The sequence below is a fragment of the Pseudomonas sp. GW821-FHT03A09 genome (assembly GCF_059421065.1).
Window position 1 is genome coordinate 243,463 of record NZ_JBWKUX010000007.1, and the last position, 14,041, is coordinate 257,503.

The following is a 14,041-nucleotide window of genomic DNA, read 5'->3' on the forward strand; positions in this document are numbered from 1 at the left end:
GTGAGGCAAAAGTAGGTAGAATCACGCCCTGAATTAAATCGGGGCGTTTTTTTATGCGTATTGGCCACGGCTACGATGTGCACCGTTTCGCCGAAGGCGACTTCATCACCCTGGGCGGCGTGCGGATCGCACACCACCATGGGTTGCTGGCTCATTCCGACGGCGACGTTTTGCTGCATGCCTTGAGCGATGCCTTGCTGGGCGCAGCGGCATTGGGGGATATCGGCAAGCATTTCCCGGACACCGACCCGACCTTTAAGGGCGCGGACAGCCGCGTCTTGCTGCGCCATGTGGTTGGCCTGATCCACGCCAAGGGCTGGAAGGTCGGCAACGTCGACAACACCATCGTGGCCCAGGCACCGAAAATGGCCCCGCACATCGAATCGATGCGAGCGTTGATCGCCGCCGACCTGCAAATTGAACTGGATCAAGTGAACGTGAAAGCCACCACCACCGAGAAACTCGGTTTTACCGGTCGTGAAGAGGGCATCGCCGTGCACTCCGTTGCCTTGTTGCTGCGCGCATGAATGACCTGCAACTGCTGGGCCCGCGAGCCTATGGCGAGGCGTTGGGCCGCGCGGTACTGAAGGCGACGGCTGAAGACTTCCAGGTCGACGAAGTGCTGGATATCCCGCTGACCGGGGACGGTGAGCACCTGTGGTTATGGGTGGAAAAACGTGGCCTGAATACCGAAGAGGCTGCACGGCGTATCGCCAAGGCCGCTGGGGTGCCGTTGCGCACCGTCAGCTATGCCGGGCTCAAGGACCGTCAGGCGTTGACTCGCCAATGGTTCAGCGTGCAATTGCCGGGCAAGGCCGATCCGGACATGAGCGGTGCGGAAAACGACACCCTCAAGATCCTCAAGATGACGCGCCACAAGCGCAAGCTGCAACGCGGCGCGCATTCGGCCAATGGCTTTACGTTGCGCCTGACGCAACTGGCCGGTGATACCGCTGCCATCGATGCACGCTTGCAATTGATCGCCCAGCACGGCATTCCCAATTACTTCGGCGCCCAGCGTTTCGGCCATAACGGCGGCAATGTGGTGGACGCTCGTGAGTGGGCGGCGCGCAAGGCCCTGCCGGAGCAGCGCAATGTGCGCTCGCGGCTGCTGTCTACGGCGCGCAGTTTTCTGTTTAACAAGGTATTGGCCGCGCGTGTCGCGGATGGCTCCTGGCAGCGTGCCCAAGTAGGCGACTTGCTGGCGTTTACCGACAGCCGCAGCTTTTTCCCTGCGGGGGAGGCTGAGTGCAGCGATCCGCGCCTGGCCATCCTGGACCTGCACCCTACTGGGCCGCAGTGGGGTGAGGGTGACTCGCCCGCCACCGGGGCGACTTATGCCTTGGAACAGGCCGTTGCCGCTGACGAAGCCGATCTGCGTGATTGGCTGGTGAATGCCGGCATGAGCCAGGAACGTCGCATTCTTCGACTGCCCATTGGCGGGTTGACGTGGCATTATCCCGGACCTGACATTCTGCAATTGGAATTCGTCCTGCCGGCCGGATGCTTCGCCACTGTCTTGGTGCGCGAGCTTGTTGATCTGGTGCCGGTGGGGCCGACGGACAACCCATGCGTATTCTGATATCAAACGATGACGGTGCCACCGCACCCGGTCTTGCCGCGCTCCATGCTGCGCTGCAGGATTACGCCGAGTGCGTGGTGGTCGCCCCTGATCAGGACAAGAGTGGCGCCAGCAGTTCGCTGACGCTTGACCGTCCGCTGCACCCGCAAGTTCTGGCCAATGGCTTTATCAGCGTGAACGGCACGCCCACCGACTGCGTGCACCTGGCGATCAACAGTTTGTTGGACCAGGAGCCGGACCTTGTCGTCTCGGGGATAAACCTGGGGGCCAACCTGGGCGATGACGTGCTGTATTCCGGCACCGTGGCGGCGGCGCTTGAAGGGCGCTTTCTCGGGCGAACCTCGTTCGCTTTTTCCTTTGCCTCACGGCAATTGGACAACCTCGCGACGGCCGCTTATTTCGCGCGCAAGTTGGTGGAGGCTCACGGCTCTCTGGATCTGCCGCCGCGCACGGTGCTCAATGTCAATGTGCCCAACTTGCCCCTCGATCATATCCGCGGTATCCAGCTCACGCGCCTGGGCCATCGCGCCCGCGCGGCGGCGCCATTGAAGGTGGTCGACCCGCGTGGCAAGGAAGGTTATTGGATTGCGGCAGCGGGTGATGCCGAGGATGGCGGCCCGGGCACTGATTTTCACGCGGTGATGCAAGGTTATGTTTCGATTACCCCGTTGCAACTTGATCGCACCTTCAGTGATGCCTTCAGTAGTCTCGATGGCTGGCTCGAGGGGCTGCGTTGATGGCACGTGAACAAGACGAAATGCTGCGCCGTGGCATCGGAATGACCTCCCAGCGTACTCGCGAGCGTTTGATCCAGCGCCTGTATGAAGAAGGGCTGTCCAACGCCCAGGTGCTTGAAGTCATCCGGCGTACGCCTCGGCATCTGTTTGTTGATGAGGCGTTGGCGCATCGCGCCTACGAAGACACCGCATTGCCGATTGGCCATAACCAGACGATCTCCCAGCCTTATATGGTGGCGCGCATGAGCGAGTTACTGCTGGCGGCTGGGCCTCTCGACAAGGTCTTGGAGATCGGCACGGGTTCCGGTTACCAGACTGCCGTGCTGTCGCAGTTAGTGGAGCGCGTGTTCTCGGTAGAGCGCATCAAGGTGCTGCAAGACCGTGCCAAAGAGCGCCTGGTGGAGTTGAACCTGCGCAATGTGGTGTTCCGTTGGGGTGATGGCTGGGAAGGCTGGCCGGCCCTGGCGCCGTACAACGGCATCATTGTCACGGCTGTGGCTACCGATGTGCCGCAGGCCTTGCTGGATCAACTGGCGCCTGGCGGGCGGTTGGTCATCCCGGTGGGGGCTGGCGAAGTGCAACAATTGATGCTCATTATCCGCGAAGACGAAGGTTTTTCCCGGCATGTACTGGGGGCTGTGCGCTTTGTCCCCTTGCTCAACGGCCCGCTGGCCTGATCATTTATTCGAGGACAGTGAATTCTGTTGACGGCGATGTGTCTTACAGCGGGGTCTATCGTGTCAACATGCTTGAAAACCGGAATTAAACATGATGAATTTTTCGTTTCAGTCGTGTGCCGGTAAAAACTCAATGCCCAGTTATACTTGCGTCATATTTCAGGCCTGATACAGGCGTTAATGTTCAGCCACCACAAAGGGAGCGGCGGGTGAGTCTCACAGGTCTTGCGCAGCGTATGAGTAAAACAAGTTTTCAGCGACTGGTGCTTGGCCTTGTCTTGAGTTCCTTATTGGCGGGCTGCTCAAGCTCTCCCTCAAGTGGCGCGCGGGTTGTCGACCGCAACGGTGCCAGTTCAGCGCCACAAAGACCGACGGTCACCACCGGGCAATATGTAGTGCGAAAGGGGGACACGCTGTTCTCGATCGCCTTCCGCTACGGCTGGGATTACAAGGCACTCGCGGCCCGCAATAACATTCCTGTGCCATATACGATACATCCGGGACAAACCATCCGTTTTGATGGGCGCACGGGTTCTACGCCTACGACAGTTGTGACAAACACTGGATCTTCGCCGTCGTCTTCGAGCAAAACCACCATCATCACTCGGCCTGCAGGCACCGCCGCGCCTACGGTTGCGAGCAAACCGGCACCCGCGCCGTTGCCACCTCCGGGCCCGGCACCAACGGGTTGGGGATGGCCTTCAAACGGGGTGTTGATTGGAAAATTCTCTTCAAACGGTAGTTTGAATAAAGGCATTGATATCGCCGGGGATTTGGGACAGCCTGTTTTAGCTGCGTCTGATGGGACAGTGGTTTACGCCGGGAGTGGTTTACGGGGCTACGGCGAGCTGGTCATCATCAAACACAGCGATACCTACGTCAGTGCCTACGGTCATAACCGCAGGCTGTTGGTTCGGGAGGGGCAGCAGGTCAAAGTCGGACAGACAATTGCCGAAATGGGGTCAACTGGTACAGACCGGGTGAAACTGCACTTTGAGATTCGCCGCCAAGGGAAACCTGTAGATCCACTGCAATTCCTGCCCCGTCGTTGATGTGTTGCACAGCCTGTTCCCTCACGTAGAAGGAACAGGCTCCAGCGTTGCCAAGGATAGAGGCGTCGCTTGAGCTTGAGGTCGAACTCACCAAAGGACTATAACAATGGCTCTCAGTAAAGAAGCGCCGGAGTTTGACATCGACGATGAGGTTCTCCTTATGGAGTCCAGCATCGATATGGAATCGATGTCGAATGATGAAGGAGCTGCTGCACCTTCAGTTCGCACCAAATCCAAAAACTCCACCGCGTTGAAGCAACACAAGTACATTGACTACACACGGGCGCTCGACGCGACCCAGTTGTATCTCAATGAAATCGGCTTTTCCCCTCTGCTGACCCCCGAAGAAGAAGTCCATTTTGCGCGTTTGTCGCAGAAAGGCGACCCGGCTGGGCGCAAGCGCATGATTGAAAGTAACCTGCGCCTGGTGGTGAAAATCGCCCGACGCTACGTCAATCGCGGTCTGTCCCTGTTGGACCTGATCGAGGAGGGCAACCTGGGCTTGATCCGGGCAGTGGAGAAGTTCGATCCAGAGCGCGGCTTCCGCTTCTCTACCTATGCCACCTGGTGGATTCGCCAGACCATCGAACGGGCGATCATGAATCAGACCCGCACGATCCGGTTGCCGATCCATGTGGTCAAGGAGCTCAACGTTTACCTGCGGGCAGCGCGTGAGCTGACACAAAAACTCGATCATGAACCTTCGCCTGAAGAAATCGCCAACCTGCTGGAAAAACCGGTAGGGGAGGTCAAGCGCATGCTCGGCCTGAACGAGCGTGTGTCTTCGGTCGACGTCTCGCTGGGTCCGGATTCGGATAAAACCCTGCTGGACACCCTGACGGATGATCGTCCTACAGATCCTTGCGAGCTGTTGCAGGATGATGATCTTTCCCAAAGCATTGACCAGTGGCTGTCGGAGCTTACCGACAAGCAGCGCGAGGTGGTGATTCGCCGCTTCGGCCTGCGCGGTCACGAGAGCAGCACCCTGGAGGATGTAGGCCTGGAAATTGGCTTGACCCGTGAGCGGGTGCGGCAGATCCAGGTGGAAGGGCTCAAGCGCTTGCGTGAGATCCTTGAGAAGAATGGCTTGTCGAGTGAGTCGTTGTTCCAGTAAACGAAGCAGGAGCAGGCTTGTGTGGGAGCTGGCTTGCCTGCGATGGCATCAACTCGGTGTAACTGAATAACCGAGGCGATGCCATCGCAGGCAAGCCAGCTCCCACATTTTTTGTGTCCGGCATTACATTGGTGCCACGACCAAATTGCAGGCATAAAAAAACCCCGCTTTTAAGGGCGGGGTTCTTTCGACTAAGTCAGTACAAGTTAGATAACTTGAACTTCTTCAGCTTGCATGCCTTTCTGACCGCGGGTAGCGATGAAAGAAACCTGTTGGCCTTCTTTCAGGCTTTTGAAGCCGTCGGATTGGATAGCTTTGAAGTGAACGAACAGGTCGTCACCGGATTGTGGAGTGATGAAGCCGAAGCCTTTTTCATCGTTGAACCACTTAACGGTACCAGTTTGGCGATTAGACATGGTGTATCTCCTTGGACAAAGTTAACTGCGACTCAGGAAAAGCCCTGGCCGAGACTGAGTGCAAAGAGCAGGAAAAATTCTTGGAGATGGTTGGATCGAAATTCAACATATCGTGTAGAGATTCTCAGTGACACAAGCAGCACAGTGGCGCCACCTTAACCCTTTTTCCGGGACGTGCCAATGATATTTCCGAAGGTTTCTCTATTTTCGTGACTGGCGGTGGTATTTACGGTCACCAACGGTGCCAGCATGGGTCCCGGCCCCGCTGACTGTGGCTTTATGCGGTCTGTCTGTAAGGGCGGGCATCATCAAGAAAAGCCCCGCGCCCTTTGAACCCTGGGGCCGGCCCCGGTAAGATGCTCCACAGAATTTTTCCACCTCGCTATTCAGGACACCCGCCATGAGCATCAAATCGGACAAGTGGATTCGCCGCATGGCGCAAGAGCACGGCATGATCGAGCCCTTCGTAGAGCGCCAGATGCGTGGCGAGGGTGCCGAACGCCTGATCTCGTATGGGGTTTCCAGCTACGGCTACGACGTGCGTTGCGCCGATGAATTCAAGGTGTTCACCAACATCAATTCGGCGACCGTCGATCCAAAGAACTTCGACGAAAAAAGCTTCGTCGACGTCAAGAGCGACGTGTGCATCATCCCGCCGAACTCCTTCGCCCTGGCGCGCACTGTGGAGTTCTTCCGTATTCCTCGCGACGTGTTGACCATCTGCCTGGGCAAAAGCACCTACGCCCGTTGCGGCATCATCGTCAATGTGACGCCGCTTGAGCCTGAGTGGGAAGGGCACGTCACCCTGGAGTTCTCCAACACGACTACCTTGCCGGCGAAGATCTACGCCAACGAAGGCGTGGCGCAGATGCTGTTCCTGCAGTCCGACGAGGCCTGCGAAGTGTCCTATAAAGACCGTGGCGGCAAGTACCAGGGGCAGCGTGGCGTAACTCTCCCACGCGCTTGATAGAAATGCCCTACACGTAAAGGGAATTTGTCTGCGGGAAGTGACTCTATTGGGTGTACAGCCTCGGCGCGTGCAAAACGCGCCGGGCCACGCTTGAGGAGTGCTTTATGAAGATCGACCCGCGAATCAGCGCCGAACTCGCCCGGCTTGAACCCAACCAGATTGGTGTTCTGGCTTGGTCCCTGATGGCCGACCCAGCCTATGCAGGCGGCATCCCCGGCCAACCTGAGCCGGATTATCCACAGCCTACCGAGCCCGGTGAGCCAACCCTGCCGGATGAGCCACCTCCCGCACCTATCGGCTGAGTCCTGTAGAGGCTCGCTACGGCACGGTATGCCCCTTGGCAGCGTCAGGGGCTACTTCAAGTTGCCACTCAAGAACTGCTGCAAACGCTCACTCTGCGGATTGCCCAGCACATCCGCAGGCGCGCCTTGTTCTTCCACCAAGCCCTTGTGCAGAAACAGCACCTGACTCGACACCTTGCGCGCAAAGCTCATCTCGTGGGTCACCATGATCATGGTGCGGCCTTCCTCGGCAAGGCCCTGGATCACCTTCAGCACTTCGCCGACCAGCTCCGGATCGAGGGCCGAGGTGGGTTCGTCGAAGAGCATGACCTCCGGCTCCATGGCCAGGGCGCGGGCGATCGCTACCCGTTGCTGTTGGCCGCCGGACAGAAACGCCGGGTACTGATCGGCGACACGTGCTGGTAGGCCGACCTTGTCCAGGTAGCGACGAGCGCGTTCCTCGGCGTCCCTCTTGCTGCAGCCCAGCACTCGGCGCGGTGCCATGGTGATGTTTTCCAGCACGCTCATGTGGCTCCACAGGTTGAAGTGCTGGAACACCATCGCCAAACGCGTGCGCAGGCGTTGCAATTCGGCATCGTCGGCCACACGCATGCCGTGGCGGTCGCTGACCATGCGGATCTGCTGACCATCCAGGGTCATGGCGCCGTCGTTGGGGGTTTCCAGGAAGTTGATGCAGCGCAAAAAGGTGCTCTTGCCCGAGCCACTGGCGCCGATCAGGCTGATCACATCACCGGTCTTGGCCTTGAGCGAAACACCTTTGAGCACTTCATTGTCGCCATAGCTTTTATGCAGGCCTTCAACGGTCAATTTGTACATGGAGCATGCATCCTCAAGGCGAAAGTAGGTAGCCGCTGCGGTAGGCCTCAGTGCCTGCGACATGGGCAATGACCATCCCGGCAGTGGCCATGCGGCGTAGCGAGCGGGCGTAAAGCAGGCCGGCGCTTTTACACGGCACGGGGGTTACGCGGTCAGTAATGGGGTCGATGATTTCGGCGATCAGTTGCCCGGCCTCCAGGTATTCACCGGGCAGGGCGCTGAACACCAGCAAGCCGCCGACCGGCGTGGCGACGGGTTCCACGCCCGCCAGCGGCGTCGCCGGGTAGGGCAGGTCGGGCAGTGGCGCGATGTCGCCTGCAATCGCACCGAAGTGAATCAGGTAATCAATGATCGCCTGGCAGTCGAGGGCCGCCAGCCCGTGGTTGACGTCGCCCTGGCCACGCAGTTCGACGGTCACCGAAAAGCTGCCCATGGGGATCGGGAAGCGCTCGCCGAAGCGTTGCTGCAATTGCCACCACACCAAGGTGAAACACTCATCGAAGGATTGCCCACCGGAATCGGTTGCGAGCAAGTTGGCTTCCGAACCCAGATACCGGGCCAACGGTTCAACCCGAGGCCAAGCCTCGGGCGTGGTGTACAGGTGCGCCACGGCTTCGAAATCGCAATGCAGGTCGAGCACCATGTCGGCATCACACGCCAAGCGTTGCAACACCAGGCGTTGGGAGTGCAATTGGGTGTCGGCGGTGTGCGCGGTGAGGGCGCTGGACAGCGCGGTGCGGATCAGCTCGACGTTGTGTTGCGGATCATCCCCGAGTACATCCTCGATCTGGTCTCCGACCTGCTCGCTGAGGTCGACGAACCATCGATTGAAGTTCTGCCCGCTTTCCAGCTCGTAGCGGCCCAGAGGGATGTCCATCAGCACCTGCTCCAGCCCCACCGGGTTGGCGATGGGCACCAGCACGATTTCGCTGCGCAGGCGACCGGCGGCCGCCAGTTCAGCCAGGCGCACCTTCAAGTGCCAAGCCACCAGCATGCCCGGCAACTCATCGGCATGCAGCGATGACTGGATGTAGATCTTGCCTTCGGCCTGTTCCGGGCCGAAGTGAAAACTGTGGATCTGCCGCGCCGTGCCCGGCACCGGTGCGATCAGATCATGTACCTCATGTCGCATGAATGCTCCTTACATGAAAGGCCGCTTAGTGACTTGGCCCGAGAAAGGCCAGCCAGCGGCGCTCCGCCAACCGAAACAGACCGACCAGGGCAAAGGTCACGGTCAGGTAGATCAGCGCAGCGATACCGAATGATTGAAAGGTCATGTAGGTCGCCGAGTTGGCATCCCTGGCCACCTTGAGAATGTCAGGCACCGTTGCGGTGAAGGCCACTGTGGTCGAGTGCAGCATCAGGATCACTTCATTGCTGTAGTACGGCAACGAGCGACGCAGGGCCGAGGGCATGATGACGTAGGCATACAGCTTCCAACCGGTAAGGCCATAGGCTTTGGCCGCCTCGACTTCGCCATGGGCCATGCTGCGGATCGCCCCGGCAAAGATTTCGGTGGTGTAGGCGCAGGTGTTGAGGGCGAAGGCAAGGATGGTGCAGTTCATCGCATCGCGAAAGAACGCATCCAGCATCGGTTGCGCCCGCACCGCCGCAATGCTGTAGATGCCGGTGTAGCAAATCAACAGTTGGATATACAGCGGCGTGCCGCGAAACAGGTAGGTGTAGAACTGCACCGGCCAGCGCACCCAGCGCTTGCGCGACACCCGGGCGATGGACAGCGGGATCGACACCACAAAACCGAACACCAGCGAGAGGCTCAGCAACCACATCGTCATTGCCAGCCCGGTGATGTGCTGGCCGTCGCTGTACAGGAAGGGCCGCCAGTATTGCTGCAATAGTTCGATCATCGCACGGCCTCCCGGGTCCCAGCGGAGTAGCGACGTTCAAGCCGACGCAGGACGAAGTTGGAAGCGCTGGTGATCAGCAGGTAGATCAGCGCGGCGAGCACCAGGAAATAGAACAGTTGATAGGTGCTCTTGCCCGCGTCTTGGGCAGCCTTGACCAGGTCCGCCAGGCCGATGATCGACACCAGCGCCGTGGCCTTGAGCATCACCATCCAGTTATTGCCGATGCCCGGCAGGGCAAAGCGCATCATCTGCGGGAAGGTTACGTAGCGAAACCGCTGCCCGCGCTTGAGGCCGTAAGCGGTCGCCGCTTCCAACTGTCCACGGGGTACGGCGAGGATCGCGCCGCGAAAGGTCTCGGTGAAGTAGGCGCCGTAGATGAAGCCCAGAGTGATAACCCCGGCGCTGAATGGGTCGATCTCGATGTAGTCCCATTCCATGAAGTCGGTAAAACCGGTCAGCCAGATTTGCAGGCTGTAAAAAATCAGCAGCATCAGCACCAGGTCGGGCACGCCGCGAATCAGAGTGGTGTAGAGCTGTGCGGGGATGCGCAACAGGCGCACGCTGGACAACTTGGCGCTGGCGCCGAGCAGGCCCAGCAAGACGCTGACGGCCAGGGAGGCGACCGACAGTTTCACGGTCATCCACGTACCTTGCAGCAACAGCGGGCCGAACCCCTTCAGACTGAAGGCACTCAGCCCCAGGGTTTGCAAAAGATCTTCAAACATGAATTCAGGACCTATGGCGATAAAAAAGCGCCCACCGCAAAACGGTGGGCGCCAGGGTGTTATTTACCGCTGTACAGGTTCAGGTCGCCGAAGTGTTTCTTCTGGATCGTGGCGTAGGTGCCATCATCGTGTAACGCTTTGATACCTTTATCGAGCAGTGCCTTGAGCTCTTTGTTACCTTTTTTGATACCGACCGCCGTCTTGGATGGCAGCAATGGGTCGTCGATCGCCTTGCTGACTTCGTAGTCAGCACCTGCCGGAGACTTCAGGAAACCCAGTTCGGCTTGCAGCATGTCTTGTACCGAGGCGTCGAGACGGCCGGAGGTCAGGTCGGCGTAGACCTGGTCCTGGTTGGCGTAGGCCTTGGTGGTCACGCCGGCTTTGTCCAGTACGGCCTTGGCGTAGGCTTCCTGGATGGTGCCTTGTTCATAGCCCACGGACTTGCCCTTGAGGGACTCAGGCGTGGAGTAGTTCGCACCTTTTTTGAACACCAGCGAGGTCGGGCCAGAGAACAGTTCGTTGGAGAAGTCGATCGCCTTTTCACGGGCTTCAGTCACGGTCATGGAGGAAATCACGCCATCGAACTTGTTGGCGTTGAGGCCTGGAATCATGCCGTCGAAGTCGCTTTCAACCCACTTGCACTTCACTTTCAGCTCGGCGCAGATCGCATTGCCCAGGTCGATGTCGAAGCCCACCAGGCTGCCATCGGCGGCCTTGGATTCGAACGGTGCGTAGGACGGATCGACACCAAAACGCAATTCCTTGTATTCCTTGGCCAGTGCGGTACCTGCAGCCATGCACAGAGCCAGTGCAGAAAGGGTCAGCAATGCTTTTTTCATTATGTATTCCCTGGAAACCAAGATAAGCGCTTGTGGCGCGTTTATGACTGTTACTGAACGGTGTCAGACGGATCACAAGTAGCAATTTCTGCACCATAGTTCCGAATGAGTGTTTCAAAAGGTAGGAGAAGGGAGTTCTGAGTGTAGGAGATGCTCAGAAATGGGCATCAAAAAGTGAGTGCACCACTTTGGCGCTGCGCTGATTGCAATGTGGGAGCTGGCTTGCCTGCGATAGCGGTGTATCAGTCACTTTAAGCGTGACTGACACGGCCTTATCGCAGGCAAGCCAGCTCCCACATTTTGATCCGGTTTCTTCAGGGGAAACCGGGTTACTTGCCAGGCGTCAGGGTCAGCCTGGTTTTTCCATACGCCTTGTCAAAGTTCTGTGGCTGCATCGGAAAGCTCAGGTATTGCGCCTTGAGCGATGGGTCGATGCCATTCGCATAGTTGGGGCTGGCTGGGTTGCCGGACTGGCCGATGCCGCCTTGGCCCATCATCGGTTCAGCCTGGCCGAAGTCGACGATCATGCGCAGCGCCGGGATCTGGGTGGTGTTGAAGTCCTGCCCCCAGCTGTACGGCGCCGGATTCAAGGTGTTGTGGTCGCCGCCGCTGGCAAACGGGCCGCGAATCACCTGGCCATTCGTGCTTTTCCAGGTGGTGCTGTGCAGTTTGCCCCATTGCCAGGCTTTGTGATCGCCCCCCAACAGGCTGTCGCCGGCGCTGATCGCGGCCGCGAGGCTGCGGGCGAGGATCGCTGGCTTGTCTTCTTTTTGCGGCGTGCGCGTATCATCCCAGAACGGGCTGTCCTCGCGGCCCAGCAGGTGGTCGGCGGTGGCGGAGTAAGACAGTCCGGCATTGCTGACAAAGGCTTTCCAAGTGGCACTGTTTTGCGGGCCAAGCTTGTCGAGGAAGATCTGCTTGGCGCTTTCCTGCAGGAACAGTTCGTAAATCGCGGCGTCAGCGGACGTGGTTGTCAGGCGACCATCAAAGGCCATCAAGCGACTCAACGCCTCACGAGCCTTGGCCTGCTCGGCCGCCGGCAATGCATCAATCGCCTGCTTCAGCGGCTGGGCCATGCCCGGTGCCTGGAACATGGTCTTGAGCTTGGCGGCAAAGGTGGTGGTCTGGTCGTATTGCATGGCGATCATGCTGCGGCTGTCATGTTTGCCGGCATTGGCCAGTTGCGCCAGGCGCTCGCTGCGCTCCGGGGCATCCCAGGAGTTGGACAGCTGCATGCCATAGCCGCGTGGTGCGGTGCGCTGGTTGGCGGTGCCGATCCAGCCCTGGGGCGGGTCCTGATCATAGGGATGCAGCATCGCGTCGGCGTAGCCGTCCCAGTCGAAGCGCGCGTCCCAACCTGGCGAGGGCAGCAGGCCTTCGCCTTCACGACGATTGGGGAAGCGGCCGGTGACTTGCCAACCGATATTGTTGGCGTCGGCGAAGATCATGTTCAGCGCGATGGCTCGGATCTCCCGGGTGGCGTCCGAGGCCTTGCCGGCGTTTTGTGCGCGGGACAGGTCGAAGAACGCGTCCAGGCTTTTGTCGTCCTTGAAGTCGGCGGTTTGCAAGGCCAGGCCGAAACCGCTGGTCAGCGCCTGGCTGCTGTTGAGCAGGGCGCCGTGGCGGGTTTCATACACCACTTCGCGAATCGGTCGCTGCCCCTTGGCGAAGAAGGTTTCGTTGCGCACGAAGGCGGGCAGCCATTTGCCATTGTTCTCGTAGTACAACGCGCTGCCTTGGCGTTTGACCTTCTCCAGGAACAGGTCCTGGGTATCGCCTTTCACCGCGCTCATGCTCCACGCGACTTTGCCGTTGAAGCCGGACAGCAGCGTCGGCAGGCCGGCAATCGAGGCGCCGACAGCCTGGTACTTCGGTGCGCGGATCTGCACGTAGCTCCACGGCGATGGCGCCTGGGGTTGGGCGGCCAAGTCGCCTGCCAACAGGCTTTTGCCGCTGCGACTACGCTGCGGGCCAATGGCCCAGTTGTTGGATGTGGTGACGGCCAGCGCGTTCAGGCTGCTCAGTTGTTGGCTGACCGCGTCCAACCCGGCGAGACCGGTGATCTGGCTTAGGTTCAGGCCCTTGAGTTTCTCGGTTTCCGCCGTCGGAATCGCCTCGTCCGGCGCGCTCGGGGTGAGCCAGGCGAGTTTGTCGACGCCGACTTTTTGCGCCAGCACCAGGGACGACAGTTCTTCCTGCAGGTTGCTCGACTCGCTGAAATTCAGCAGGCAGAACAGCAGCGCCGAATCCTCCGGCTTCCAGTACTCAGGCTTGTAGCCGGTCTGGGCCAGGTCCGGCGGCAGCTTGTCGCGGTAGCGGAACAGGTAGGCGTTGACGCCGCGGGCATACACTTCGAAGAAGCGCTTCAGGCGCGGCGACGAAGCGTTGTACAACTCACCGGCGCTTTTTTGCAGGTTTACCGCCCGCATGAAGCGGTCGACATCCAGCACGTCAGGACCGGACATCTCCGCCAGGCGACCTTGGGCCAGCAGACGCAAGGTGACCATCTGCGTGATGCGGTCACCGGCGTGCACATAACCGAGGCTGAACAGCGCGTCATGGAAGGTGTTGCTTTCGATCAACGGCATGCCTTGGGCATTGCGGCGTACCGACACATTCTGCGCGAGGCCTTTGATCGGCTGCACACCGGCAGCTGGTGGCAGGGTGTCCTGGGTGCTCTGGAGCTGGCAACCGGCCAGGCTTAATGCACTGGCTACTGCCGCGGCAACGCCGAACCGGGGAAGAAAATGTGAGAGGGCTGGCGAGGCCATGGCAAAGCTCCTGCGGGGGTAGCGTCAGTAAAGGCGTTACGTTAGTGAGCGCGGCGAAACGACGCAAGCGGGAGTTTGGGTTAAGCATTAGATCTTGAAACTTGCGTAGAACTAATGTGGGAGGGGGCTTGCCCCCGATAGCAGGCTGTCAGTCAATAAATGTATGACTGAT

General features: G+C 59.3%; 15 protein-coding genes. 8 read left to right on the plus strand and 7 right to left on the minus strand.

Annotated features, from left to right (window positions below; genetic code table 11):
* Positions 1 to 53: 53 nt before the first annotated feature.
* The 6 genes from ispF to rpoS all read left to right on the plus strand — a co-directional run bounded on the left by ispF (position 54) and on the right by rpoS (position 5,162).
* Positions 54 to 527: a 2-C-methyl-D-erythritol 2,4-cyclodiphosphate synthase gene (ispF, locus tag AC07V4_RS15485; RefSeq protein ID WP_010563541.1), complete on the plus strand. Its 474-nt coding sequence runs from the start codon at positions 54 to 56 to the stop codon at positions 525 to 527.
* On the plus strand, positions 524 to 1,582 hold the full coding sequence (truD, locus tag AC07V4_RS15490) for a tRNA pseudouridine(13) synthase TruD (protein WP_492637032.1): 1,059 nt from the start codon (positions 524 to 526) through the stop codon (positions 1,580 to 1,582). Before ispF ends, truD begins: the two co-directional genes overlap by 4 nt.
* The gene (surE, locus tag AC07V4_RS15495; protein ID WP_431751936.1) at positions 1,570 to 2,319 is read left to right on the plus strand and encodes a 5'/3'-nucleotidase SurE; all 750 of its coding nucleotides are present in this window, start codon (positions 1,570 to 1,572) and stop codon (positions 2,317 to 2,319) included. The genes truD and surE overlap by 13 nt, the downstream gene beginning before the upstream one ends.
* A 41-nt stretch (positions 2,320 to 2,360) precedes the next feature.
* Positions 2,361 to 2,996 carry a protein-L-isoaspartate(D-aspartate) O-methyltransferase gene (locus tag AC07V4_RS15500; protein ID WP_431751939.1) on the plus strand — a complete coding sequence of 212 codons (636 nt, stop codon included), beginning with the start codon at positions 2,361 to 2,363 and terminating at the stop codon, positions 2,994 to 2,996.
* Between the two features lie 209 nt (positions 2,997 to 3,205).
* The gene (locus AC07V4_RS15505) at positions 3,206 to 4,048 is read left to right on the plus strand and encodes a peptidoglycan DD-metalloendopeptidase family protein (protein ID WP_431751937.1); all 843 of its coding nucleotides are present in this window, start codon (positions 3,206 to 3,208) and stop codon (positions 4,046 to 4,048) included.
* Between the two features lie 106 nt (positions 4,049 to 4,154).
* The gene (gene rpoS / locus AC07V4_RS15510) at positions 4,155 to 5,162 is read left to right on the plus strand and encodes an RNA polymerase sigma factor RpoS (RefSeq protein WP_492637031.1); all 1,008 of its coding nucleotides are present in this window, start codon (positions 4,155 to 4,157) and stop codon (positions 5,160 to 5,162) included.
* Between the two features lie 206 nt (positions 5,163 to 5,368).
* Here rpoS and AC07V4_RS15515 read toward each other — a convergent pair whose 3' ends face one another.
* A complete protein-coding gene (locus tag AC07V4_RS15515; protein WP_002554837.1) occupies positions 5,369 to 5,578 on the minus strand; it encodes a cold-shock protein in 210 nt (69 codons plus the stop codon).
* Positions 5,579 to 5,978: 400 nt separating this feature from the next.
* Between AC07V4_RS15515 and dcd the strand changes: the two genes are divergently transcribed.
* Entirely contained in the window at positions 5,979 to 6,545 is a 567-nt protein-coding gene (gene dcd / locus AC07V4_RS15520) for a dCTP deaminase (protein WP_065903042.1), read from the plus strand.
* 107 nt (positions 6,546 to 6,652) lie between these two features.
* A complete protein-coding gene (locus AC07V4_RS15525) occupies positions 6,653 to 6,850 on the plus strand; it encodes a hypothetical protein (RefSeq protein WP_492637030.1) in 198 nt (65 codons plus the stop codon).
* A gap of 51 nt (positions 6,851 to 6,901) precedes the next feature.
* On the opposite strand, the gene AC07V4_RS15530 is transcribed toward AC07V4_RS15525, so the two are convergent.
* The 6 genes from AC07V4_RS15530 to AC07V4_RS15555 form a co-directional block, all read right to left on the minus strand.
* On the minus strand, positions 6,902 to 7,666 hold the full coding sequence (locus AC07V4_RS15530; RefSeq protein ID WP_492637029.1) for an ABC transporter ATP-binding protein: 765 nt from the start codon (positions 7,664 to 7,666) through the stop codon (positions 6,902 to 6,904).
* Positions 7,667 to 7,679: 13 nt separating this feature from the next.
* Positions 7,680 to 8,798, minus strand: a complete 1,119-nt coding sequence (locus AC07V4_RS15535; protein WP_492637028.1) for a succinylglutamate desuccinylase/aspartoacylase family protein — start codon at positions 8,796 to 8,798, stop codon at positions 7,680 to 7,682.
* A gap of 25 nt (positions 8,799 to 8,823) precedes the next feature.
* Positions 8,824 to 9,534 carry an ABC transporter permease gene (locus tag AC07V4_RS15540; protein ID WP_492637027.1) on the minus strand — a complete coding sequence of 237 codons (711 nt, stop codon included), beginning with the start codon at positions 9,532 to 9,534 and terminating at the stop codon, positions 8,824 to 8,826.
* Positions 9,531 to 10,259: an ABC transporter permease gene (locus AC07V4_RS15545; protein ID WP_492637026.1), complete on the minus strand. Its 729-nt coding sequence runs from the start codon at positions 10,257 to 10,259 to the stop codon at positions 9,531 to 9,533. The genes AC07V4_RS15540 and AC07V4_RS15545 overlap by 4 nt, the downstream gene beginning before the upstream one ends.
* Before the next feature lie 59 nt (positions 10,260 to 10,318).
* On the minus strand, positions 10,319 to 11,098 hold the full coding sequence (locus tag AC07V4_RS15550) for a transporter substrate-binding domain-containing protein (protein ID WP_492637025.1): 780 nt from the start codon (positions 11,096 to 11,098) through the stop codon (positions 10,319 to 10,321).
* A gap of 329 nt (positions 11,099 to 11,427) precedes the next feature.
* Positions 11,428 to 13,869, minus strand: coding sequence for a penicillin acylase family protein (locus AC07V4_RS15555; protein WP_492637024.1), 2,442 nt, complete (start codon positions 13,867 to 13,869; stop codon positions 11,428 to 11,430).
* Positions 13,870 to 14,041 lie beyond the last annotated feature (172 nt).